Raw genomic sequence first — 21,855 nt, forward strand, 5'->3', positions numbered from 1 at the left:
GGGCCCGTGATCGACCACATCAGCATCGCCACCGAGGCCGGAACCTTCGACGCCATTGCCGCCGGGCCTGAGGATGGGCGGCCCGTGTTGCTGCTGCACGGCTTTCCCGAGGCCGCGATCGAGTGGGAGCACCAGGTCGCCACGCTCGGGGTGCTCGGGTTCCGGGCCGTCGCGCCCGATCAGCGAGGGTACTCGCCCGGGGTGCGGCCGGAGCAGGCGTCCGAGTACTCGATCGACCACCTCGTCGAGGACGTCGTCACGATCACGAAGGCGCTGGGCTGGGAGCGGTTCGACCTCGTCGGGCACGACTGGGGTGGCGCCGTCGCGTGGTGGACCGCCGATGCGCACCCCGATCGGCTGCGCAGCCTCGCTGTCGTCTCCACTCCGCACCCCGCCGCGCTCGCCGAGGCGATGAAGACCGATGAGGACCAGCACCTGCGCACGCGGTACATGACCGAGTGGCGGCAGACGCGCGTCACCGAGCGGCGGATGCTGGAGAACGACGGCCGGGCGCTGCGGGACATGTTCGAGCGGCGGGTGTCGCCGTCCAAGGTCGACGAGTACGTGCAGCGGTTGTCCGAACCGGGGGCGCTCACCGCGGCGCTGAACTGGTACCGCGCGGGGCGACCCGGCGGGAAGATCGGGAAGATCGCCGTGCCGACGCTGTACCTCTGGAGCACCGAGGACGTCTCCTTCGGCTCGACCGCCGCGCTCGACACCGCGAACTGGGTCACCGGGCCGTACCGGTTCGAGATGCTCGAAGACGTCACGCACTGGGTTCCGGAAGAGGCGCCGGAGGCCGTCACCTCGTTGCTCGTCGAGCACCTCAACGCGCGGTAACGGCCCGTCACCCCGCCGGGCGGATCGCGGGTAACCCACCCACCTCGCGGTACGGCCGGTTCGGCGCGTTCGTGTTCACTGAGACCGTGGATACCGCGATCGAACCCGAGACCGAGCAGGTCGTCTTCGTCACCGAAGACGGCGTGCCCACCGGCGAAACCGGCCCGAAGCTGGCCAGCCACCACGAGCACACCCGGTTGCACCTGGCCTTCTCGTGCTACGTCCTGCGCCGCAGCGACGACGCCCTGCTGATCACGCAGCGCGCCCTCCACAAGAAGGTCTGGCCGGGGGTCTGGACCAACAGCGTCTGCGGCCACCCCGCGCCCGGCGAGTCGCTCGAAGACGCCGTCCGCCGGCGCGCGGCCTACGAGCTCGGGCTGCCGTCGCTGTCCGGGCTGCGCTGCGTGCTGCCGAGCTACCGCTACCGGACGCCGCCGTTCCAGGGGATCGTCGAGAACGAGTTCTGCCCGGTGTTCGCCGCGTGGGCCGACGACGAGCCGTCGCCGAACCCGGCCGAGGTCGGGGACTGGCGCTGGGTCGCCTGGAGCGACTACACGGAGCTACTGAACGACGTCACTGCAGATGTGAGTTACTGGGCCAAAGATCAGTTCGCACAGCTCAAGGGCATCGAGCCGTTCTCCGGACTCTGAGGTGTCCACTCCGCAGAGTCACCACCACTGTCCCGTTTGAGCGAAATTCACCTTCGTCCGCACCGACGCCTCAAGGGTGGCCTCCGCCGCGACGACAACCAATGGGTGGTGGAGGTGGGCATGGTCGCCGAGGGCGAAGGCGCGCTGAGCCGGGTCGGCCGCCCACGGCAGCCGGACCTGCTCCGCCTGCACGAAGCCATCGCAAGCCTCTTGGCGACCCAAGGCGACTGGCGCCGCGCGTACCAGCACCTGCGGTCCGCGCTGGACATCGCCCGCGACGGCAGCCTCCGCGACGCGCTGACGTCGAGCTACAACCGCCGTTACCTCGACGAGCGGCTCTACGGACCGTTCACCGACCGTCCCCCACTCGGGATCGCACTCGTCGATCTGGACCGCTTCAAGCGCGTGAACGACACGTACGGTCACCTCGTCGGCGATCGCGTCCTCCGCCGGGTCGCCGATCTGCTGCAGGAGGAACTGCCCCCGGAGGGCTTCTGCGCCCGCTACGGCGGCGAGGAGTTCGTGCTGTGGCTGCCGGGCGTCGACGCGGGGCACGCGATCCGCATCGTCGACGCCGCCCGGGTGCGCGTCGCCCGTCATCCCTGGTCAGAACTCCAGCCGGGACTGCACGTGACGATCAGCGCCGGGCTGGCGCACGAGGCCGGGCCGCCGTCATCACCCGAACTCCAGCTGCGCAGCGCCGACAGCCTGCTTTATGCGGCGAAACGCGCGGGCCGCAACAAAGTGGCCTATCACGACGCGCAAAGCACGCAGTTAATAACCCACTCTGAGTAACGTAAACACCGCATTACTCCGGATTGCCGAGGGACTGCTTCACCCGTTTGTCGACGCCGACCGGCCGTTCGTCGACTCAAGGTGAAGAAATTTCCGGGAGGGTGTCGTCACGAACGGGGGGTATCCGTACGATAACGAAAACCTCCGGAGGAACGATCACCTCCTGCGGGGGAGGACGTCCTAGTCGAGATCGTGCGGAAGGAGACCGAGTGCCGGACGAGCACGACAGCCCGGGAACCGGTCGCCGCACCGATGGTCCGGCCCGGCCGCGGACGGGTAGACGCAGGTCGATGGAGGACCAGGGCGGCATCAGCGTCTCGGACGTCGTCGCCAAGACCACCGGCGTGCGGCCGACGCCGCCCCGGGAACCCGAGCAGCCCGGCCGTCGGGCGGCCGAGCCGCCGTCCCGGGCGCGGGCACCGCAGCCGCCCGCCGAAAACCCAGTACCCACGGACGCGAACCGTCAACCACGCCCCCCGCGCCCCCGCCAGCCCCGCCGCTCGACCGCGGCGGCCCCGGCCCCGGAGGCCCCGCTCCAGCGCCGCCCCCCGGCGGCCAACCCGGGCCCCCAGCAGACGTCGGCAGCACCCCAGCCCCCGCGCCGCCCCCGCCGCCCGGGCGCGGACGCGACCCCACCAGCGGACGGCGGCGCACCCCGGCGCCCACTCGACGCCCCCGCCGGCCGGCGCGCCGCTGCCCCTGACGACGCAGCTCCTCGACGCACCCCCGCCGCCGACGGCCCCGCCCGTCGCGCGAGTGCGCCCGACGACGCAGGCCTGCGCCACCCCGCGGCCGACTCCGCACGCCGCGCAGGTGCGCCCGACGACGCAGCCCCCCGACGCACGCCCGCCGCCGACGGCCCCGCCCGGCGCGCGGCTGCACCCGACGACGCAGCCCCTCGCCACCCCGCAGCCCGGCGCGCGGCTGATGGACCTGAGCCTCGCCGTGGTGGGGCTGAAGATGCCGCCACTCGCCTCGCGCCGGCGGTCGATGGGCCCGCGCCTCGGCGTGGGGCCGCGCCGGACGGGCCCGCGCCGCACCGCTCTCCCGAGGGAGCCGGGCCGCGGCGCCCCGCGACCGCTCGGCCGGTCGGGCCGCCCGGGACCCCGGACAGCCCGGCGCCCCGCCGGGGCATCGCGCCCGACGAGAACGCCGGCCGCGCCGCCCTGCCGGAAGGGGCCCGCCGCGGCGGCGCGCCGGCAGTTCGCCGCCCCGGTGCCACCCCGGACAGCCCGGGACCCCGCCGAGGGGCCGGGCCCGATGACAACACCGGCCACGCCGCCATGCCGGAAGGGGGCCGCCGCCCGGCGGCCGGCGCCGACGAGAACGCCATGCCCGTACACCCGGCCGCCGCCGGGGTGCCGCCTCGGGCTGCGCTTGATCCGCTGACCATGACCGATGAGATGGAAGCGATCGACGAGGCGACCCAGTACCGGCGCAAGATCGATCACACCCTCGCCCGGTTCTCCGCCGCGCACGACGAGATGGAAGCCGAAGAAGCGAAGCGGCGTGAACGCCGTGAGCGCCTCTCCCCCGCCTCGATCCTCGAGAGCACCCGCACCGCCCTTCAGCGCGTGGTCACCACCACGCCGCAGGGGGAAAGCGAAGCCGTCTCCGAGGAGCAGGCCGCGCAGACCCGGCTGCAGGAGAAGAAGGCCCGGAAGATCGAGCGCTCGGTGCGGTTCGGGCGGATCGCTGCCGCCGTCGTCGCCGGGCTCGTCTTCCTCGGGATCGGGGGCGCGTGGGGCGCCCAAACGTACTTCGACGCGAAGTTCACCCAGGTTTCCGCGCTCGACGAGAACTCCACCGACATCCAGGACGCCGACGCGCAGGCCAACGACGAGAACTTCCTGATGGTCGGCTCCGACACCCGTGACGGCGCCTCCGCCGAGGAGGGCGTCGGCACCGCGGACAGCACGCCGGGCGCGCGCAGCGACACCGTGATGGTGGCGCACATCCCCGCCGACCGGAAGCGGGTCGTCGTCACGTCCTTCCCGCGCGACCTCGAGATCGACCGGCCCGAGTGCCAGCGGTGGGATCCCGCGCAGAGCAAGAACACCGACGAAAAGGTGCCCGAGCAGAAGATCGCGAAGCTCAACACCGCCTACGCCGTCGGCGGGCCGTCGTGCGTGACGAAGGTGATCCAGCAGATCACCGGGCTGCGGATCAACCACTTCGTCGGCATCGACTTCAACGGCTTCAAGGAGATGGTCGACGCCGTGCACGGCGTCACCGTCCACAACGAGATCCCGATCGACGACACGATCCTCGGCAAGGTGCTGCTCGAGACCGGCGACGTCACGATCTCGGGCGACCAGGCGCTGAACTTCGTGCGCGCCCGGCACGTCAAGGGCGACCCGACCTCGGACTACGGGCGGATCAAGCGGCAGCAGGAGTTCATCGGCGCGCTGCTGAAGAAGGTCATGTCGTCGGACGTCGTGCTCGACCCGGGCAAGCTCAGCGACTTCATCACCGCCTTCGCGAAGGCCACCTTCGGCGACAACCTCGGCGTCAAGCAGATGATGACGCTGGCGCAGTCGATGAAGGGCCTCGACGCATCCAAGATCACCTTCCTGACCGTGCCGACGGTCGGCCTGCCCAACAACCGCGGCAACGAGGTGCTCGTCCGGAGCAAGACGAAGGCCCTCTTCGACGCGCTGCGCAACAACAGCCCGCTGCCCGACCCGAACGCGCCGATCCCGGCGAGCGAGCAGGCGCCGCCGACCAGCACGTCGAAGTCGAAGACCGGCAGTTCCAAGAGCACCACGACCAGTAAGAAGAGCAGCACCACGGGCTGATCCGCGAGGATCGTTAGACCGGGTTCACGTGCGGTTCACCCGGAGATGCGGTGTTTGGTCACGGTTGCCCGTAGGGTTGGGCCATGCGTGAGGCTTACCATGTCGAACTCGAACAGCTCGCCGACCACCTGGCCGCCATGTCGGTCCAGGTCGCCGACGCCATGGAGCGGGCCACGAGGGCACTGCTGGAGGTCGATCTCAGTCTCGCCGAGCAGGTGATCAGCGACGACGCCAAGGTCGACGACGCGCGGGCCCAGTGCGAGGAGCAGGCGTACGCCCTGCTGGCCCTGCAGGCGCCCGTCGCCACCGACCTGCGTACCGTCCTGGCCGCGATCCACGCCGCGGAAAGCCTGGAGCGGATGGGCGATCTGGCGCTGCACGTGGCGAAGGCCGCGCGGCGCCGCCACCCCGACCCGGTGCTGCCCGAGGCCGTGCGCCCGTACTTCGCCGAGATGGGCGAGGTCGCGGTCAAGCTGGCGCGCTCGACCGAGCAGGTCATCAAGACGAAGGACGTCGAAGCGGCGAAGACGCTCGAGTCCGACGACGACCAGGTGGACGACATCCACCGCCACCTGTTCACGGTCCTGATGGACCGCGAGTGGCCGCACGGCGTCGCCGCGGCGGTCGACGTCACCCTCCTCGGCCGCTTCTACGAGCGCTACGCCGACCACGCGGTGTCGGTCGCGAAGCGGATGATCTTCGTGGTCACCGGCAAGATGCCGGGCTACGGCTCGGACGACGACATCTGAGCCGCACCAACGAGAACTGCCCCCGGCCCACGCCGGGGGCAGTTTTTTTGCTCCACTTAGGACAAAAGAAAGGCCTTTCTCGCCGACCCCGAGCACCGGCGAGAAAGGCCTTCCGCGACAACGACAACTCAGCCGAAGCGGCCGGAAATGTAATCCTCCGTGGCTTTTTCGTCCGGGTTGGAGAAGATCTTCTCCGTGTCGTTGAGCTCCACCAGCCGGCCCGGCTGCCCGACGCCGGCGAGGTTGAAGAACGCCGTCTGGTCGGAAACCCGCGCTGCCTGCTGCATGTTGTGCGTGACGATGACGATCGTGTAGTCCTTCTTCAGCTCGCCGATCAGGTCCTCGATCGCGAGCGTCGAAATCGGGTCCAGCGCCGAGCACGGCTCGTCCATCAGCAGGACGTCCGGCTGGACCGCGATCGCGCGGGCGATGCACAGACGCTGCTGCTGACCACCCGAGAGGCCGCCGCCCGGCTTGTTGAGGCGGTCCTTGACCTCGTTCCACAGGTTCGCGCCGCGCAGGGCGCGCTCGGCGATGTCGTCGAGGGTCTTCTTCCCCTTGGTACCACCCAGCTTCAGGCCCGCGACGACGTTGTCCTTGATGGACATCGTCGGGAACGGGTTGGGGCGCTGGAACACCATGCCGATCGTGCGGCGCACCTGGACCGGGTCGACCGACGACGCGTAGATGTTCTCGCCGTCCAGCAGGACGTCACCCTCGACGCGGGCGCCGGGGATCACTTCGTGCATGCGGTTGAGCGTGCGCAGCACCGTCGACTTGCCACAGCCCGACGGGCCGATGAACGCGGTGACGTTGCGCGGCGGCACGGACAGGGTGACGCCGTCCACGGCGTGGAACTTGCCGTAGTAGATGTCGACGTCCTTGACATCGATTCGCTTGGCCATCAGGAACAGCTCACTTCTTCTTCGGGGCGACGAGGCGCGCGAACACGGTGGCGAGGAGGTTGATCAGCGCGATGATGAGCACCAGGGTCAGCGCCGCGCCCCAGATGCGGTCGAAGCCGACCGAGCCGGGATCCATCGAGTTGGTGACGCGTTCGTTGTTCATCAACAGCGGGAGCGCCGCCTGTTCGCCGCTGAAGATGTCCCAGTTCGTGTAGGCGGAATAGCCGACCAGGACCAGCAGCGGCGCGGTCTCGCCCATCACGCGGGCCAGCGCCATCATGACGCCGCCGACGATGCCGGACATCGCCGTCGGGAGCACGATCTTCATGATCGTCTTCCACTTCGGCACGCCCAGCGCGTAGGAGGCCTCGCGCAGGTCGTCCGGGACGATCCGCAGCATCTCCTCCGACGAGCGGACGACCACCGGGATCATCAGCAGCACCAGGGCCAGCGAAACCGCGAAACCGCTGCGCGGCAGGCCGAACGTGGTGATCCAGAGCGCGTAGATGAACAGCGCGGCGACGATCGAGGGGACACCGGAGAGGATGTCGACCATGAACGTCGTGGCCTTCGCGAGCTTGCCCCGGCCGTACTCGACGAGGTAGATCGCGACGAGCATGCCGATCGGCACCGCGATGATCGCGCAGACGAGTCCCTGCAGGAGGCTGCCGATGATCGCGTGCAGCACCCCGCCGCCGACCTCGTCGGACAGGTAGTTGCCCAGGTCCTGGGACCACCAGTTGGTGTACGGGATGCGCTTGATGCCGTTCGCGATCACCGTGTAGAGCACCCACACCAGCGGGACGACGGCGATCAGGAACGACAGCCAGACCAGCACCGTTGCGATGCCGTTCTTGACCTTGCGGGCCAGGCTGACCTGCTGGAACGCGGGGGTCGTGGCAGGGGCTTCGAGCGTGGTGGTCATGCTCAGTCTCCCTTCTTGCCGATGACGGACCGCGCCGCGAAGTTGACGAGGAACGTGAGCACGAACAGCACCAGGCCGGCCGCGATGTACGCGCCGGCCGAGATCTCGTTGTTGAACTCGCTGTAGTTCGCGGCGATCTTCGAGGCGAAGGTGGCACCGCCGTCGAAGAGGCTCCAGTCGAAGTTCTTGCCCTGCGGGATCAGCAGGATGACGGCCAGGGCGATCGTCTCGCCGAGCGCGCGGCCGAGACCGAGCATGGACGCGCCGATGTACCCGGCCTTGCCGAACGGCAGCACCGTTGTGCGGATGACCTCCCACCGGGTGGCACCGAGGGCGAGCGCGCCCTCCATGTGCGGGGTGGGCGTGCGTTCGAAGACCTCGCGCGAGAGCGACGTGATGATCGGCAGGATCATCACGGCCAGCACGATGCCGGCGGTGAAGATCGTGCCGCGCACGCTCGGCGCGACGTTGCCGGGCGCCAGCAGCGGGAACCACGAGAACGTGGTGTTGATCCACTGCGAGAACGGCTCGATCGCCGGCGCGAAGACCAGGATGCCCCACAGGCCGAAGATGATCGACGGCACCGCGGCGAGCAGGTCGATGACGTACGCGAACGGCCGCGCGAGCCGCTTCGGCGCGTACTGGGTCAGGAACAGCGCGATGCCCAGCGAGACCGGCATCGCGATGATCAGCGCCACGACCGACGTCGCCACGGTGACCTCGAGCAGGTCGAGGATGCCGAACGACATGTTGGCGGGGTCGTTGGTCGACCAGCCGTGGTTCGTCAGGAAGTTGACGTTGTCGGCCTGCAGCGCCGGGATCGCCTGGATGAGCAGGAAGAGCCCGATCAGGCCGATCAGGGCGACGACGAAGACACCTGCCCCGGTGGTCAGGTTCTGGAAGATGCGGTCACCGGGCCGCTTCTTCGGTTTCTCGCTCGCGGGCGGCTGCGGCGCCGCCGGGGAGCCTGGTTGCTCCGAAATCGGGACCTCCGGGGGCGTCGTGGCGGACGACGAACGCCCACCGGGGTCGCCGGTGGGCGTTCGCGTCGAGGATGACTCGCTCATCAGCTACTTCTGACCAGCCTCTATCACTCGGATGTCAGTCGCAATGCCGGGTCAGGAGATCGCCTTGACGGCGGCCAGGACCTTGGTCTGCAGCGACTGCGGGATCGGCACGTAGCCCTTGGCGGACAGCGGCTGCTGACCGTCGGTGGCGGCCACCGTCAGGAACGCCTTGACGGCCTTCGCGACGTCCGGGTTCGCGTACTTCGAGCAGACGATCTCGTAGGTCGTCAGCAGCAGCGGGTAGGCACCCGGGGTGTTGCTGGCGTAGATGCCGTTGAGGTCGAGCGCGAGGTCGTTCGAGCCGTCCTTGAGGAACTTCGCCGCGTCGAGGGACTTCGCCACGTTCGCCGCGTTGAGCTCGACGCCGCCGGAGCCGCTGTCGATGAGGGCCGGGGTCAGGCCGTCCTTGGCGAACGCGCCCTCGACGTAGGTGATGCCGCCGTCGGAGGCCTTCACCGCGGTCGCGACACCGTTGGAGCCCTGCGCACCGTTGCCGACGCCGCCGTTGAACTTCTTGCCGGCACCCTTGGTCCAGTCGGCCTTCGCCGCGGCGCCCAGGTACTTCTGGAAGTTGTCGGTGGTGCCCGACTCGTCGGCGCGGGAGACGACCTGGATCGGCTTGTCCGGCAGGTTCAGGCTCTCGTTGCCCTTGACCGCCTTGATGGCCGGGTCGTTCCACTTGGTGATGCCACCGCTGAAGATCTTGGCGGTCACCGACGGGGTCAGCGTCAGCTTGTCCACACCGGACAGCTTGTACGCGACCGCGATCGGGCCGACGACCAGCGGGATGTTCCAGGCGTCGCTGGCGCAGCGGGCCTTGGCGGCCGCGGCGTCGGCGTCCTTGATCGGGGAGTCCGAGCCGCCGAAGTCGATCTGGTTGGCGTTGAACTGCTTGACGCCCGCGCCCGAACCGCTCGGGTTGTAGTTGACCTGCTGGCCGGCGCACTTCTTGCTGTACTGCTGCGTGAAGATGTCGATGGCGTTCTTCTGGGCCGACGAACCCTCGGCGGAGAGCGGGCTCTTGCCACCGCACTCCACGTCGGCGGTGCCGGTCGCAGCGGGCGCCGAAGCCGAGTTCGAGCTGCCGCTGTTGGTCGCCGCGGGGTCGGAACCACAGGCGGCGAGCACGAGGGCGGCGCTCGCGACGATGCCCACCGCGCTCAGGGGCCGCATGATCTTCACTGCTGTTTCCTCCATCAGGAGCTTGACCGGGTCGTCGCGGCGTGCTGCCGCGCCGGATCCGGACATTAGGCAGCGCCGGTGGACGGGTGCCCCTCTCCAGATGAACGAAAAGTGAACAAGGCTCCGGATGTGAGGAGTGCTACTACCCCGATAGGGTGCCGTGTCCGGGCCGTGACCTGCGTGTTCGCACACCGTGACGAGGCGTTCGCGCCGCGTCCACCGTGGTCACCGACCGTACTGCACGTCGGTTTCGTAACGCGCAAACCCGAGCTTCGTGTAGACCGCGAGCGCCGGTGCGTTGTCGCCCTCGACGTACAGGATGATCTGCCGCAGCCCCCGGCCCGCGAGGTACCGCAACCCCGCCAGGGTCAGCGCCCGGCCGAGGCCGCCACCCTGCGCGGCCGGGTCGACGCCGACGACGTAGACCTCGCCGACGCGCTCGCCGCCGAACCGGCCCGGGGTGGGCTCGTGCACCTTCGTCCAGTGGAAGCCGATGACGGTCCCGTCCTCCTCCGCGAGGAAGAAGCCGTCCGCGTCGAACCACGGCCGCCGCTCGTCGGCGCGGACGTCGTCGGCGGTCAGCGCGCCCTGCTCGGGGTGCCAGTCGAAGGCCCGCGCGTTCACCTTGACCACGGCGTCCTCGTCCTGGCCCGGCACGAACGTCCGCAGCGTGACGCCGGCGCGCAGCACCGGCTCCGGCCAGTCCGCGTCCTCGACGCCGGCGTGGAGGATCAGCAGCTCGCGCTTGCGCTCCAGGCCGGTCTTAAGCGCCAGTTTCCGCGCGGCGGGGTGGTCGCCGTGCGCCCAGAGCCGGAAGCCGACCGCGGCGCGCTCGTCGAGCGCCTGGAGCAGCTTCGCGCCGTAGCCGCGGTTGCGGTGGGCCGGGTGCACGAAGAGCTCCGCGACCTGGTGCCCGAAGGAGTCGCCGGTGGTGTCGAGGTGGGCGTAGCCGACGACCTCGTCTTCGACGCAGGCGACCAGGTGCTCACCGCCGTCGAACTCACCGGGCAGCGGCCCGCCGGGCTCGACTTCGGGTCGCCCGTCGGCCTCGCGGACGGCCACCAGCAGCCCGCGGACGTCGTCGAGCTGCTTGTCGTCCAGTTCCTGGCGCCACTCGCCTTCTCCGGTCACCCTGCGACCGTACCCGCGAGCCCGCACTTTCACGTGAAAGTGCGGCTTTGCGTTTCAAAGTGGCACTTTCACGTGAAAGTGCGGCTTGGGCGCCGAGGCAACGCGACGGCTGTCACCGCGTCCTGAGAGGTGTGACGGCGTCAGTGCGCGAGCTCGGGGGTCTCCGCCGGCGCCTCGGCCGGGGCCGGCTGGCGGGGCGCGCCACCCTTCGCGGGCCGCTCGAACTTGTAGCCGACGTTGCGCACGGTGCCGATCATCTGCTCGTGCTCCGGGCCGAGCTTGGCGCGCAGCCGCCGGACGTGGACGTCGACCGTGCGGGTGCCACCGAAGAAGTCGTAGCCCCAGACCTCCTGCAGCAGCTGGGCGCGGGTGAACACCCGGCCGGCGTGCTGCGCGAGGTACTTGAGCAGCTCGAACTCCTTGTAGGTGAGCTCGAGGGTGCGCTTGCGCAGGCGCGCGGTGTAGGTCGCCTCGTCGATGACCAGCTCGCCGACCCGCAGCTCGGCGTCGACCTGCGCGGAACCGCCGTCGCGGGTGGTGACCAGCCGCAGCCGGGCGTCGACCTCGGCCGGGCCCGCGGTGGGCAGCAGGATGTCGTCGGTGCGCCACTCGGCGCTGACCGCCACCAGGCCGCCCTCGCCGACGACGGCGATGATCGGCGTGGCCGCCTCGTCTTCACCGGCGCCCTTGAGCAGCCGGCAGAGGCTCTTCGCCGAGGCCAGGTCGCTGCGGGCGTCCAGGACGATGACGTCCCGGTGGCCCGCGTCGAGCAGGGCCGTCACCTCGGGGGGCCGGACGCGTACGGTGTGCGGCAGCAGGTCCAGCGCGGGAAGCACCGAAGTGGCGTCGGCTTCCGCAGTCAGCACCAGAAGGTCCAGGCTCATGAGCCGCACCGCCTCCACAAATCGTCGCCGCTCGGTGGCGTTGTTCGGTGCTAAGTGAGAATAGCGGCTCGACCGCCCGGCACCTAACCCTTGCTGGATCGATCACACCTGGAGAAACCCCGGTGGACCCGACGAACAGGAGTACGGACGCGATGGTGAGCAGGCCCGTGACCCGGGACGACCGACCCGGACCGCCGCCGGACGCGCGGCGCCGCGGACGCCGGGCCCGACGCTGGGTGATCGCACTGGTGGTCCTGGTTTTGCTGCTGGTCGGCGCGGATTTCGGCGCCGCCGCGTACGCCGAGCACATGATCTCGCAGAAGGCGCGCACGCAGCTGCAGCTGACCGACGACCCGTCGGTGACGATCCACGGCTTCCCGTTCCTCACGCAGGCGCTCGGCGGTGACTACCGTCACATCAGCGTGTCCGCCGCCGGCCTCCCGGTCGCGGACAAGCTCCAGGACGTCGCGGTCAACGCCGAGCTGGAGAACGTCTCGGCCCCGCTGTCCGACCTCACGTCGGGCAACACGAAGTCGATCACCATCGGCGAGCTGACCGGTTCGGTCACCATCAAGGCCGCCGACCTGGCCCGCCTCTCGCCGCTGGACAAGATCAAGGACCTGCGGATCGAGCCGTCGAGCACCGACTACGTCGAGAACGGCGACTCCGGCCAGAGCGAGCCGACGCCGACCACCACGACCGGCGCCGACGGCCAGCCCGTCGACGAGTCGAGCACCGGTGTCCGCATTTCGGGACACCTTCAGTTCGCGGGCAAGGATCTGGAAATCTTCTGCTTCGCGATGATCGAAGCCGACGCGAAGGGCGGGACGATCAACTTCGTCCCCAAGCGGCTGCAGTTCGGGAACGACCAGGAGACCACGGTCGTCCCCGCGGCGGTGCAGAAGGCGCTGATGCCGAACTTCAAGGCGTCGATCAACACGAAGGACCTGCCGCTGTCGGTCACGCCGACCGGCGTGCGGGTGCAGAGCGGATCGGTCACGATCAAGGGCGAAGCGACCAATGTGTCCTTCGCGGACCTGAGCAAGTAGAGGAGCGGTGCGGTGACGGGGCTCTGGGTGCTCGTGGCGACGCTGGTGGCCGCCGCGGCCGTCGGCGTGCTGCTTCGAGCGCGCAACGGGCGCGTGCGCGAGGCGAAGCCCGCCGCGCGCGCACTGCCCGGCCCCGTCACCGCCGCCCTCGACCCGGCGTCCGCCGTGACGCTGGTCCAGATCTCCACCACCTTCTGCGCGCCCTGCCGGCACGCGAAGGCCGTCCTCGCCCCGCTCGCCGAGCGGACCGACGGCCTGCACCACGTCGAACTCGACGTCACGAACCAGCCGGAGGTCGCGCAGTCGCTGTCCGTGCTGCGGACGCCGACCACGATCGCGCTGACCCCGGACGGCCGGGAGCTGCTGCGCGTCGGCGGTGTCCCGAAAGGACCCGAGCTGCTGGCCGCTCTGCAGCCGCATCTCACGACTCGGACGTCCTGACCAGGGACCTTCCCGCCGATTGGGATTTCTCCCAGAGTGTGAACGTGGTTCCCACTCTGAGGGAGAGCTGGGTACGCTCGCACCCGTGACCAGGCTGAGCACCTTCCTCACGCAGCGACGCGCAGTAGACCTCTGCCGCGTCCGCAGCAGCCTGTGTCGCGCGTCGTCCGACCGGCGCTGAACCACGCCCGTCCCCGCCAGCCCTGATGCCGCTGACGCGTGCCGTTCGCACGTAATCTCCCTGCTCCAGCTGGAGGATCCATGTCCGCCGGACCGGCCGTCGACCCGCGAGGCCCGCGGTTCGCCGCCATCCTGACCACGATCGTGCTCGCGGTCGTGCTGGTCACCCAGTGGTGGCCGTTGCTGGCGATCCAGACCGTCGTGTTCGCCGTCGGCGCCTTCGTCGGGCTCAAGCCGGCGCCGTACTCGGTGCTCTACCGCACCTTCGTGGCCCCGCGCCTCGGCCCGACCGACGAGCGAGAGGACGCGGCCCCGCTGCGGTTCGCGCAGGCCGTCGGGTTCGTGTTCGCCTTGGTCGGCACGATCGGCTTCGCCGCGGGGATCACCCCGCTCGGCATCGTCGCGACGGCCTTCGCGCTCTTCGCGGCCTTCCTCAACGCGGCCTTCGACTTCTGCCTCGGCTGCGAAATGTTCTTGCTCATCAAGCGCTTCACCCCCGCCCGCGCGTCCTGAAAGTTCAACCCCAGAAAGAGAGTCCGTTCCATGAGCCGTGAAGACGTCCTGGTCACCACCCAGTGGGCCGAGGAGAACCTGGACACCCCCGGCGTCGTGTTCGCCGAGGTCGACGAGGACACCACCGCCTACGACGGGGGCCACATCCGGGGCGCGGTGAAGTTCGACTGGCGCAAGGACCTGCAGGACGGGGTGCGCCGCGACTTCGTCTCCAAGGAGGGCTTCGAGAAGCTCCTGTCGGAGAAGGGCATTTCGAACGACGACCGCGTGATCCTGTACGGCGGCAACAACAACTGGTTCGCCGCCTACGCGTACTGGTACTTCAAGCTGTACGGCCACGAGAACGTCCAGCTGCTCGACGGCGGGCGCAAGAAGTGGGAGCTCGACGGCCGTGAGCTGAACTCCGACGAGGTCAAGCGCCCCGCCACCGAGTACAAGGCGCAGGACCAGGACCTGACCCTGCGCGCGTTCCGCGACGAGGTCGTCCAGTCGATCGGGTCGAAGAACTTCGTCGACGTGCGGTCGCCCGACGAGTTCTCCGGCAAGCTGCTCGCCCCGGCGCACCTGCCGCAGGAGCAGTCCCAGGTTCCGGGGCACATCCCCGGCGCGTTGAACGTTCCGTGGGCGAAGGTCGCCAACGAAGACGGCACCTTCAAGTCCGAGGACGAGATCAAGGAGCTCTACAAGGACGAGGGCATCGACGAGGGCAAGGGCACCATCGCCTACTGCCGCATCGGCGAGCGCTCCTCGATCGCGTGGTTCGCGCTCCACGAGCTGCTGGGCTACGAGGACGTCAAGAACTACGACGGTTCATGGACGGAATACGGCTCGCTCGTCGGCGTGCCGGTCGAGTTGGGAGCCAAGTGATGGCGGTTGACGACAGCTGCGGCGCGCCGGTCCAGGAGGCCACGCCCGCGAACTACGACACGCGCGGCCAGGTCGTGCTGGCCGGCAAGGTGACGGGAGCGAACGGGCCGGTCGGTGGCGCGTTCGTCCGGCTCCTCGACGGCGGCGGCGACTTCACCGGCGAGGTGGTCTCCTCGGCCGACGGCGACTTCCGCTTCTACGCGGCGCCGGGCGACTGGACGGTCCGCGCCCTGCACCGCTCCGGCAACGGCGAGGCTTCGGTCACCGCCGAGGGCCCGGGCCTGCACCAGCTGGCGATCTCGGTCGCCTGAGTCCCGTAGTTCGTGACGGCCGCCTCGAGGAACTTCGAGTTCCTCGAGGCGGCCTTCACGGCTTTTCGGCCAGAACGCGGGCGGTGTGGTCCCGCAAGGACGGGCAGGTCTCGATCGGGTGGTCGCGGGGGCAGCGCAGGAAGTGCGTGAGGAACGTTTCCGCGATCGCCAGTTTGCGTTGCCGCTCGGCCAGTTCCGCGATGCGGTCGCGGACGGCCGCGCGCCAGTCGCCGTGCTCCGGGCCGCGCAGGACGGCGGCGATCTCGTCCAGGCTGAGCAAGCCGGTGTCCTGCAGCATTTTCGCCGCGGCCAGGCGGTGCAGCTCGTCGGGCCCGTAGTAGCGCTTCCCGCCGCGACGCGCCGCCGGCGTGACCAGGCCGCGTTCGTCCCAGTACCGCAGCGCGGACACCGAAACGCCCACGGTCGCCGCCGCTTCACCGATCGAAAGCATGCGGAGAGTTGACCTCAAGCCGGGTTGAGGTCGCAAGCTGTTTAGGTGACCCTAACCTCCCCGGCGACCCGCACCGGCCTGCTCACCGCCGTCTTCCTGGGCAGCTTCATGGCCCTGCTCGACGTCAGCGTGGTGAGCGTCGCGCTGCCGACCATGCAGCGGACGCTCGGCGCGAGCTTCAGCGGCCTGCAGTGGATCGTCGACGGCTACACCGTCGCGCTCACCGCCGTGATCCTCTCCGGCGGAACGCTCGGCGACCGCTACGGCCGCAAGCTCGGCTACCTCTGCGGCCTGGGCGTCTTCACCGTCGCGTCGGTCGGTTGCGCGCTGGCGCCGACGCTCGAATGGCTGATCGCCGCCCGGGTCGTCCAGGGCTTCGCGGCCTCCGCCGTGATCCCCGGCGCCGTCGCCCTGCTCGCGCACGCCTTCCCCGAACCCGCCGCCCGGGCGCGGGTGATGGGCCTGTGGGGCACGGTCGCCGGCTGCGCGCTCGTGCTCGGCCCGCTCGTCGGCGGCCCGCTGACCGATGCCTTCGGCTGGCCGTCGATCTTCCTGATCAACGTGCCGATCGGGCTCGTCGCGGTCCTCACCGGGCGTCGCGGGATCACCGAGTCGCGCGACCCGGCGCACGGCGCGCTCGACCTGACCGGGCAGGTGCTCGGCGCGCTGTGGATCGGCCTGCTGACGTTCGCCGTGATCGAAGCCGGCCGGCTCGGCGCGAGCCCGGCCGTGCTGGTCACCGGGGCCGTCGGGCTCGTCGCGCTGATCGCGTTCGTCGTGGTCGAACTGCGCGTGCCGCACCCGATGCTGCCGGTGCGGTTGTTCACGCGGACCCGCTTCTCGGTGGCCATCTTCGCCGCGTGGAGCCTCGGGTTCGCGGCCTACCCCGCCGTGTTCCTGATCGGCATCTACCTGCAGCAGGCGCGCGGCGCGACGGCGACCGAAGCGGGCGTCCAGCTGCTCCCGTACGTCCTGGCCAACGTCGTCGCCGCCTTCACCGCCGGCCGGCTCTCCGCCCGCTACGGCGCCGAGCGGCTGCTGCCGGTCAGCTACGCCGTCGCGGCGGCGGGCTCGTTCGCGTTCCTGCTCCTCGACGCCGCCACGCCGTACTGGCTGGTCGCGGTGGCCTTCGCGGTCGCCGGGGCCGGGGTCGGGCTGTCCGTGACGCCGTCGAACATCGTCGGCCTCGCCGGGCTGCCGGGGCACCGCAGCGGGATCGCGTCGGCGACGGTCAACGCCGCCCGCCAGACCGGCACCGCGCTCGGCGTCGCCGCGCTGGGCGCGCTGCTGGCCGCCGGTCCGACGCTGCCGAGCGGCCTGCACCTGGCCATGGCGGTGGCCGGGCTGGTCCTGCTGTCGGTGACCGTGCTCACCGCGGCGACCCTGCGCCGGGCCGGCTGAGGGCGGGCGGACTATCCTGCGAGGCGTGGAAATCCTGTTTACGACCCTGCTGGTGCTGGCGGGCATCGCGATCACCTGGTTCGCCGTGTACGTCGTCTACCGGCTGTACGCGGACCAGCGCTGACCCATGACCGCCAGCGGCGACGAAGCCATCGCGGCAGCGGAGAAGCGCGCGGAGAGCACCCGGGCGCGCAACCTCCCGCTGTGGGACGACCTGCCCATCCCCAACGACACCGCGAACCTGCGCGAGGGGGCGAACCTCAACGACGCCTGCCTCGCGCTGCTGCCGCTCGTCGGCGTGTGGCGCGGTGAGGGCGAGGTCGACTACCCGACCATCGACGGCCCGCGCAAGTTCGCGCAGCAGCTCACGATCTCGCACGACGGCCGGCCCTTCCTGATCCACGAGGCCCGGGCCTGGCTGCTCGACGACGAGGGCAACGTCATCCGCCCCGCCGCCCGCGAATCCGGGTTCTGGCGGCCGCAGGAGGACGACACCATCGAGCTGCTGCTCACGCACAACACCGGCATCGTCGAGCTGTACTACGGCAAGCCGCGCAACCAGACGTCCTGGGAGCTCGGCACCGACGCGGTGGTCCGCACGGCCACGGCGAAGGACGTCACCGCCGCCCAGCGGCTGTACGGCCTGATCGAGGGCTCCCTCGGCTACGTCGAGGAGCGCGCGATGGTCGGCCAGGAGATGCAGCCCCACAGCTCCGCCCTGCTGCACCGCGTCGTCGGCTGACGGCGTGCGCTGGCGGCGGTGTGGCGAGGACGCCGCCCTGCTCGACTGCGACTCGCTCGACCAGTTGCGGGCCGCGCACGCGACCGTGCTGGCCGCCCGCCCCGCGGGGGTCGTCGACCTCGTGCCCGGCGCGCGCAGCCTGCTCGTCGTCGGGGGCGTAGCCGAGGTGCGGGCGCTGCTGGACGGCGCCGACCTCACCCACCCGCCCGCCGGCGAGCCGCGCGAAGTCACCCTCGACGTCCACTACGACGGCGAGGACCTCGCCCTGATCGCTTCGGACGCCGGGATCTCCGCGGCCGCGGTCGTCGACCTGCACACGAAGGCCGTCTACACGGTCGCGTTCACCGGGTTCGCGCCCGGTTTCGGCTACCTGACCGGCCTGCCCGAACCCCTTCGCCAGCCGCGGCTGGAATCGCCGCGGACCCGCGTCCCGGCCGGCTCGGTCGGGCTGGCGGGCGAGTTCACCGGCGTCTACCCGCGCGAGTCGCCGGGCGGCTGGCGGCTGCTCGGGCACACGTCGGCGACGCTGTTCGACCCGCACGCGGATCCGCCGGCGCTGTTCGCTCCGGGTGACCGCGTGCGCTTCCGGAGCGTCCGGTGAGGCACCTGGAAGTCCTCGACCCGGGCCGGTACGCGCTGGTCGAGGACCTCGGCAGGACCGGCTACGCGCACCTCGGCGTCGCGCCTTCGGGCGCGCTGGACACGGCGTCGCTGCGGCTCGCGAACCGCCTGGCCGGCAACGCCGAAGCCGCCGCGGGGATCGAAGCCCTGCTCGGCGGCCTCTCGGTGCGGTTCTCCGCCGCGGCGACGGTCGCCGTCACCGGCCCGGCGGTCGGGGTCGTCGTCGACGGCCGCTCGTTCGGCTCCCACGTGCCGGTGCCGGTGCGCGCCGGGCAGACGCTGTCGATCGGCACGCCGGTGACCGGGCTGCGCTGCTACCTGGCGGTGTCCGGCGGCATCGCCGTCGAGCCGGTGCTGGGCAGCCGGTCGCGGGACGTCCTGTCCGGCATCGGCCCGGCGCCGCTGCGGGCCGGCGACGTGCTCCCGCTCGGCGCGCCGACGGGGGTCCCGGCGGGCGCGGACGTCGTCGTCCCCGTCCCGGCGCCGGGCGAACTCGTGGTGCCGGTGACCCTCGGCCCCCGCGACGACTGGCTCGACGACGCGGCCGGCGGGCTCTCGGCGTGGTGGACGGTCACCGCCGAATCGAACCGCGTCGGCCTGCGCCTCGACGGGCCGCCGCTGCGCCGGGCGATCGACGGCGAGCTGCCCAGCGAAGGCGTCGTCACCGGCTCGATCCAGGTGCCGCCGAACGGGCGGCCGGTGGTGTTCCTCGCCGACCACCCGACCACCGGCGGCTACCCCGTCGCGGCCGTCGTCCGCGCGGGCGCGCTGAACGCGCTCGCGCAGGCCCGGCCGGGCACCCGCGTCCGGTTCCGGATGTCCTGAAAGTCCGCTACCGCCAGGCGGGTGAGACCGCGATCACGGCGTGCACCCGTCCGGGTAGGGGCTGGAACCATGTCGCGCCGCCACCCGTCCTGATAGTCGTGGAACAGGTGACGATCAGCGGTGGCACGGGTTTCCTCGACGTGAACACGCGGGCGCGGGCGGAGCTCCCGCAGTCGCTGCGGATCGCGCTGGCGACCGGGCAGCTGCGCCGCCCGCTGGCCACCACGCTCGGCCCCGTCCTCGACCTGCTCGTCGACGGCGACTACCGCGTGAGCGGGCCGGAACGGCTCGCCGCGGACCAGGAGCTGACGCCGACCGACACGTGGCCGCCGTCCGACGAAGCCCGCGTCGGGTACTACCGGACCGCCATCCGCACCGGGCACCGGCCGGTCGCGGTGGTGCTGGCCGACGGCGAACGCGAGCTGATCATCGACGGCCACCACAAGATCGCCGCGTACCGCGCGGAAGCGGTCGCGCCGGCGATCGTGCGGATCACTCAGGCGTACTCGCCCTCGTAGGCCGCCACCAGCTCGGCGTACACCGCCGAAGAGTCGGGCAGGCGCTCGCCGTCCAAGGTGTGCACGCGGGTCAGCTTGCGCACGCTGGAGGCCATGAAGACGCCGTCGCCCTCGACGAGGTCGCGGACCGTCAGCGGCTCCACCTTGACCGCCCAGCCCGCCTTCTCGGCGCCGCGGAACAGCGCGGCCTGGGTGGTGCCCGGCAGGATGCCGATGCTCGACGGCGGCGTGTAGAGCGTCCGGCCCTTCGCCAGCACGACGGTCGACGTCGGCCCTTCGAAGACCGAACCGTCGGCGGCGGTGAAAATCACATCTTCGGCGCCGCGGCGGCCGGCTTCGCGCACCGCGGCCATGTTCATCGCGTAGGACAACGGCTTCGCGCCGAGCAGCAGCCAGGGCGCGCGCTCGGCGAGGTCCGGCGGGAAACCGCGGTCGAGGGTGACCGCGGCGACCCCTTCCGCGCGGGCCTTCAAGATCGACGGCGGCACCTCGGAGCCGAGCGCGAACCCGGTCGGTTCCGCGGCGGGGTCACCGTCGGATCCCCTGGTGTACACCAGTTTCAGCGTCATCTCGGGGCCGCCGGTCCACCTTTCGAGCACGGCCGAAACGACCTGCTCCCAGGCGGCGAGATCGGGCTCCGGCAGGTCGAGCATGGCCGCGGAACGGGCCAGCCGCTCGAGGTGCGGCCGCAGCTCACGGGGCTTCCCGCCGACGACCAAGATCGTCTCGAAGACGCCGTCGCCGCGCAGCAGCCCGAGGTCGTCGACCTTGATCTGGGCGGCGTCGGGGTCGGCCGGGGTTCCGTCGAGGAAGACGAGGACGCGCATGCGGCCACGGTACTCACCTAGGCTGGGCGGTATGCCGTACCGCTCGCCGCTGCTGGACGTGCCCGGATCGATCCCCTCACCCGACGACCACCCCGAAGCCGGCGTCCCCTGGCACTGGGGAGACCCGTTCGCCGAGCAGCGCACGGCCTCGCGCGGCGTGGTCGTGATCGACCGGTCGCACCGCGAGTTCCTCGCCGTCACCGGCGAAGAACGGCTGTCGTGGCTGCACCTGGTCATCTCGCAGCACGTGACCGGGCTCGCCGAGGGCTCCGGCACCGAGGCGCTGGTCCTCGACAGCCAGGGCCGCGTCGAGACGCACATGGTGGTCGCGCACGTCGACGGGACCGTGTACCTCGACACCGACCCGGGCACGAGCGTCACCAGCGCGCTCCCCAAGGGCGGCCCCCAGACGCTGCTCGAATACCTCGAAGCGATGAAGTTCTGGTCCAAGGTGGACATCCGCGACGCGACCGCCGAGCTCGCGCTGCTCACCGTGCTCGGCCCGGACGCCGAGCGCGTGCTGAGCGCGGTCGGCGCCGAGATCGGCCCGGAGCCGTACGCGGTGGCGGCGCTGCCGGGTGGCGGCTTCGTGCGGCGGATGCCGTGGCCGGGCCGCTCCAGCGTCGACCTGGCGGTCCCGCGCGCGGCGCTGCTCGACTGGTGGAAGCGGCTCACGGACGCGGGCGCGCGGGCGGCGGGCAGCTGGGTGTTCGACGCCCTGCGCGTCGAGTCGCTGCGGCCCCGGCTGGGCGTCGACACCGACGACCGCACGATCCCGCACGAGGTGGGCTGGGTCGGCTCGGCCGCGCACGTCGCGAAGGGCTGCTACCGCGGTCAGGAGACGGTGTCGAAGGTGCACAACGTCGGCCGCCCGCCGCGGAACCTGCTGCTGCTCCACCTCGACGGCTCGCCGGAGGTCACGCCGGAACCCGGCGACCCGCTGCTGCTCGACGGCCGGACGGTCGGCCGGATCGGCACGGTGATCCAGCACCACGAGCTCGGCCCGATCGCGTTGGCGCTGGTCAAGCGGTCGACGCCGGTGGGCGCGGAGCTGCTGGCGGGTTCGGAGGACAACCTCGTCCAGGCGGCGATCGACCCCGACTCGGTGCCGTCGGAACTCCCCGCCCCGGGACGTGCGGCAGCGGCGCAACTCCGTGGCTGAAGGAAAGCCCCTGACAGCGAG

The 21,855-nt window shown here is 70.9% G+C and carries 24 protein-coding genes; 16 read left to right on the plus strand and 8 right to left on the minus strand.

Features of this window, described 5'->3' with window-relative positions:
- The first annotated feature begins 6 nt into the window (after positions 1-6).
- From AB5J73_RS10135 to phoU, 5 genes are all read left to right on the plus strand, one after another.
- Positions 7-840 carry an alpha/beta fold hydrolase gene (locus AB5J73_RS10135; RefSeq protein WP_370969438.1) on the plus strand — a complete coding sequence of 278 codons (834 nt, stop codon included), beginning with the start codon at positions 7-9 and terminating at the stop codon, positions 838-840.
- A gap of 86 nt (positions 841-926) precedes the next feature.
- The gene (idi, locus tag AB5J73_RS10140; protein ID WP_370969439.1) at positions 927-1,490 is read left to right on the plus strand and encodes an isopentenyl-diphosphate Delta-isomerase; all 564 of its coding nucleotides are present in this window, start codon (positions 927-929) and stop codon (positions 1,488-1,490) included.
- A 120-nt stretch (positions 1,491-1,610) separates the two neighbouring features.
- The gene (locus AB5J73_RS10145; RefSeq protein ID WP_370969440.1) at positions 1,611-2,285 is read left to right on the plus strand and encodes a GGDEF domain-containing protein; all 675 of its coding nucleotides are present in this window, start codon (positions 1,611-1,613) and stop codon (positions 2,283-2,285) included.
- Positions 2,286-3,643: 1,358 nt separating this feature from the next.
- Positions 3,644-5,083: an LCP family protein gene (locus AB5J73_RS10150; protein ID WP_370973052.1), complete on the plus strand. Its 1,440-nt coding sequence runs from the start codon at positions 3,644-3,646 to the stop codon at positions 5,081-5,083.
- Between the two features lie 83 nt (positions 5,084-5,166).
- Positions 5,167-5,832 carry a phosphate signaling complex protein PhoU gene (gene phoU / locus AB5J73_RS10155; protein ID WP_370969441.1) on the plus strand — a complete coding sequence of 222 codons (666 nt, stop codon included), beginning with the start codon at positions 5,167-5,169 and terminating at the stop codon, positions 5,830-5,832.
- A gap of 128 nt (positions 5,833-5,960) precedes the next feature.
- On the opposite strand, the gene pstB is transcribed toward phoU, so the two are convergent.
- From pstB to AB5J73_RS10185, 6 genes are all read right to left on the minus strand, one after another.
- Complete coding sequence (gene pstB, locus AB5J73_RS10160) at positions 5,961-6,737, minus strand: phosphate ABC transporter ATP-binding protein PstB (protein ID WP_370969442.1); 777 nt, start codon at positions 6,735-6,737, stop codon at positions 5,961-5,963.
- A gap of 10 nt (positions 6,738-6,747) precedes the next feature.
- Positions 6,748-7,662 (minus strand): phosphate ABC transporter permease PstA, encoded by a 915-nt coding sequence (gene pstA, locus AB5J73_RS10165; RefSeq protein ID WP_086862622.1) that lies wholly within the window; start codon positions 7,660-7,662, stop codon positions 6,748-6,750.
- A 2-nt stretch (positions 7,663-7,664) separates the two neighbouring features.
- Positions 7,665-8,729 (minus strand): phosphate ABC transporter permease subunit PstC, encoded by a 1,065-nt coding sequence (gene pstC / locus AB5J73_RS10170; protein ID WP_370969443.1) that lies wholly within the window; start codon positions 8,727-8,729, stop codon positions 7,665-7,667.
- Between the two features lie 51 nt (positions 8,730-8,780).
- Positions 8,781-9,911: a phosphate ABC transporter substrate-binding protein PstS gene (gene pstS, locus AB5J73_RS10175; protein ID WP_370969444.1), complete on the minus strand. Its 1,131-nt coding sequence runs from the start codon at positions 9,909-9,911 to the stop codon at positions 8,781-8,783.
- A gap of 225 nt (positions 9,912-10,136) precedes the next feature.
- Entirely contained in the window at positions 10,137-11,042 is a 906-nt protein-coding gene (mshD, locus tag AB5J73_RS10180; protein WP_370969445.1) for a mycothiol synthase, read from the minus strand.
- 140 nt (positions 11,043-11,182) lie between these two features.
- Positions 11,183-11,926 (minus strand): winged-helix domain-containing protein, encoded by a 744-nt coding sequence (locus AB5J73_RS10185; RefSeq protein ID WP_370969446.1) that lies wholly within the window; start codon positions 11,924-11,926, stop codon positions 11,183-11,185.
- 152 nt (positions 11,927-12,078) lie between these two features.
- Between AB5J73_RS10185 and AB5J73_RS10190 the strand changes: the two genes are divergently transcribed.
- The 5 genes from AB5J73_RS10190 (at position 12,079) to AB5J73_RS10210 (ending at position 15,287) form a co-directional block, all read left to right on the plus strand.
- Positions 12,079-12,975, plus strand: a complete 897-nt coding sequence (locus tag AB5J73_RS10190) for a DUF2993 domain-containing protein (protein ID WP_370969447.1) — start codon at positions 12,079-12,081, stop codon at positions 12,973-12,975.
- A 12-nt stretch (positions 12,976-12,987) separates the two neighbouring features.
- Positions 12,988-13,416: a thioredoxin domain-containing protein gene (locus AB5J73_RS10195; RefSeq protein WP_370969448.1), complete on the plus strand. Its 429-nt coding sequence runs from the start codon at positions 12,988-12,990 to the stop codon at positions 13,414-13,416.
- Positions 13,417-13,677: 261 nt separating this feature from the next.
- Positions 13,678-14,109: a DUF4395 domain-containing protein gene (locus tag AB5J73_RS10200; protein WP_370969449.1), complete on the plus strand. Its 432-nt coding sequence runs from the start codon at positions 13,678-13,680 to the stop codon at positions 14,107-14,109.
- A gap of 30 nt (positions 14,110-14,139) precedes the next feature.
- Positions 14,140-14,976, plus strand: coding sequence for a sulfurtransferase (locus AB5J73_RS10205; protein WP_160697590.1), 837 nt, complete (start codon positions 14,140-14,142; stop codon positions 14,974-14,976).
- Positions 14,976-15,287 carry a DUF1416 domain-containing protein gene (locus tag AB5J73_RS10210; protein ID WP_370969450.1) on the plus strand — a complete coding sequence of 104 codons (312 nt, stop codon included), beginning with the start codon at positions 14,976-14,978 and terminating at the stop codon, positions 15,285-15,287. Before AB5J73_RS10205 ends, AB5J73_RS10210 begins: the two co-directional genes overlap by 1 nt.
- Positions 15,288-15,342: 55 nt before the next feature.
- On the opposite strand, the gene AB5J73_RS10215 is transcribed toward AB5J73_RS10210, so the two are convergent.
- Entirely contained in the window at positions 15,343-15,738 is a 396-nt protein-coding gene (locus AB5J73_RS10215) for a MerR family transcriptional regulator (RefSeq protein ID WP_370969451.1), read from the minus strand.
- Between the two features lie 45 nt (positions 15,739-15,783).
- Between AB5J73_RS10215 and AB5J73_RS10220 the strand changes: the two genes are divergently transcribed.
- The 5 genes from AB5J73_RS10220 to AB5J73_RS10240 all read left to right on the plus strand — a co-directional run bounded on the left by AB5J73_RS10220 (position 15,784) and on the right by AB5J73_RS10240 (position 19,845).
- Complete coding sequence (locus tag AB5J73_RS10220; RefSeq protein WP_370969452.1) at positions 15,784-17,139, plus strand: DHA2 family efflux MFS transporter permease subunit; 1,356 nt, start codon at positions 15,784-15,786, stop codon at positions 17,137-17,139.
- Between the two features lie 127 nt (positions 17,140-17,266).
- On the plus strand, positions 17,267-17,881 hold the full coding sequence (locus tag AB5J73_RS10225) for an FABP family protein (protein WP_160697786.1): 615 nt from the start codon (positions 17,267-17,269) through the stop codon (positions 17,879-17,881).
- A gap of 4 nt (positions 17,882-17,885) precedes the next feature.
- Complete coding sequence (locus tag AB5J73_RS10230; protein ID WP_370969453.1) at positions 17,886-18,482, plus strand: allophanate hydrolase subunit 1; 597 nt, start codon at positions 17,886-17,888, stop codon at positions 18,480-18,482.
- Positions 18,479-19,327 carry a biotin-dependent carboxyltransferase family protein gene (locus AB5J73_RS10235; protein WP_370969454.1) on the plus strand — a complete coding sequence of 283 codons (849 nt, stop codon included), beginning with the start codon at positions 18,479-18,481 and terminating at the stop codon, positions 19,325-19,327. The genes AB5J73_RS10230 and AB5J73_RS10235 overlap by 4 nt, the downstream gene beginning before the upstream one ends.
- Before the next feature lie 98 nt (positions 19,328-19,425).
- Positions 19,426-19,845 (plus strand): hypothetical protein, encoded by a 420-nt coding sequence (locus AB5J73_RS10240; protein ID WP_370969455.1) that lies wholly within the window; start codon positions 19,426-19,428, stop codon positions 19,843-19,845.
- Here AB5J73_RS10240 and AB5J73_RS10245 read toward each other — a convergent pair.
- The gene (locus AB5J73_RS10245; protein WP_370969456.1) at positions 19,824-20,672 is read right to left on the minus strand and encodes an aminodeoxychorismate lyase; all 849 of its coding nucleotides are present in this window, start codon (positions 20,670-20,672) and stop codon (positions 19,824-19,826) included. The genes AB5J73_RS10240 and AB5J73_RS10245 overlap by 22 nt on opposite strands.
- A gap of 31 nt (positions 20,673-20,703) precedes the next feature.
- Here AB5J73_RS10245 and AB5J73_RS10250 point away from each other — a divergent pair, with 31 nt between their 5' ends.
- Positions 20,704-21,834 (plus strand): folate-binding protein YgfZ, encoded by a 1,131-nt coding sequence (locus AB5J73_RS10250; protein ID WP_370969457.1) that lies wholly within the window; start codon positions 20,704-20,706, stop codon positions 21,832-21,834.
- Positions 21,835-21,855: the final 21 nt, after the last annotated feature.

Origin of the sequence: Amycolatopsis sp. cg9 (assembly GCF_041346945.1) — a bacterium.
In the GTDB taxonomy this organism is placed as follows: Bacteria; Actinomycetota; Actinomycetes; order Mycobacteriales; family Pseudonocardiaceae; genus Amycolatopsis.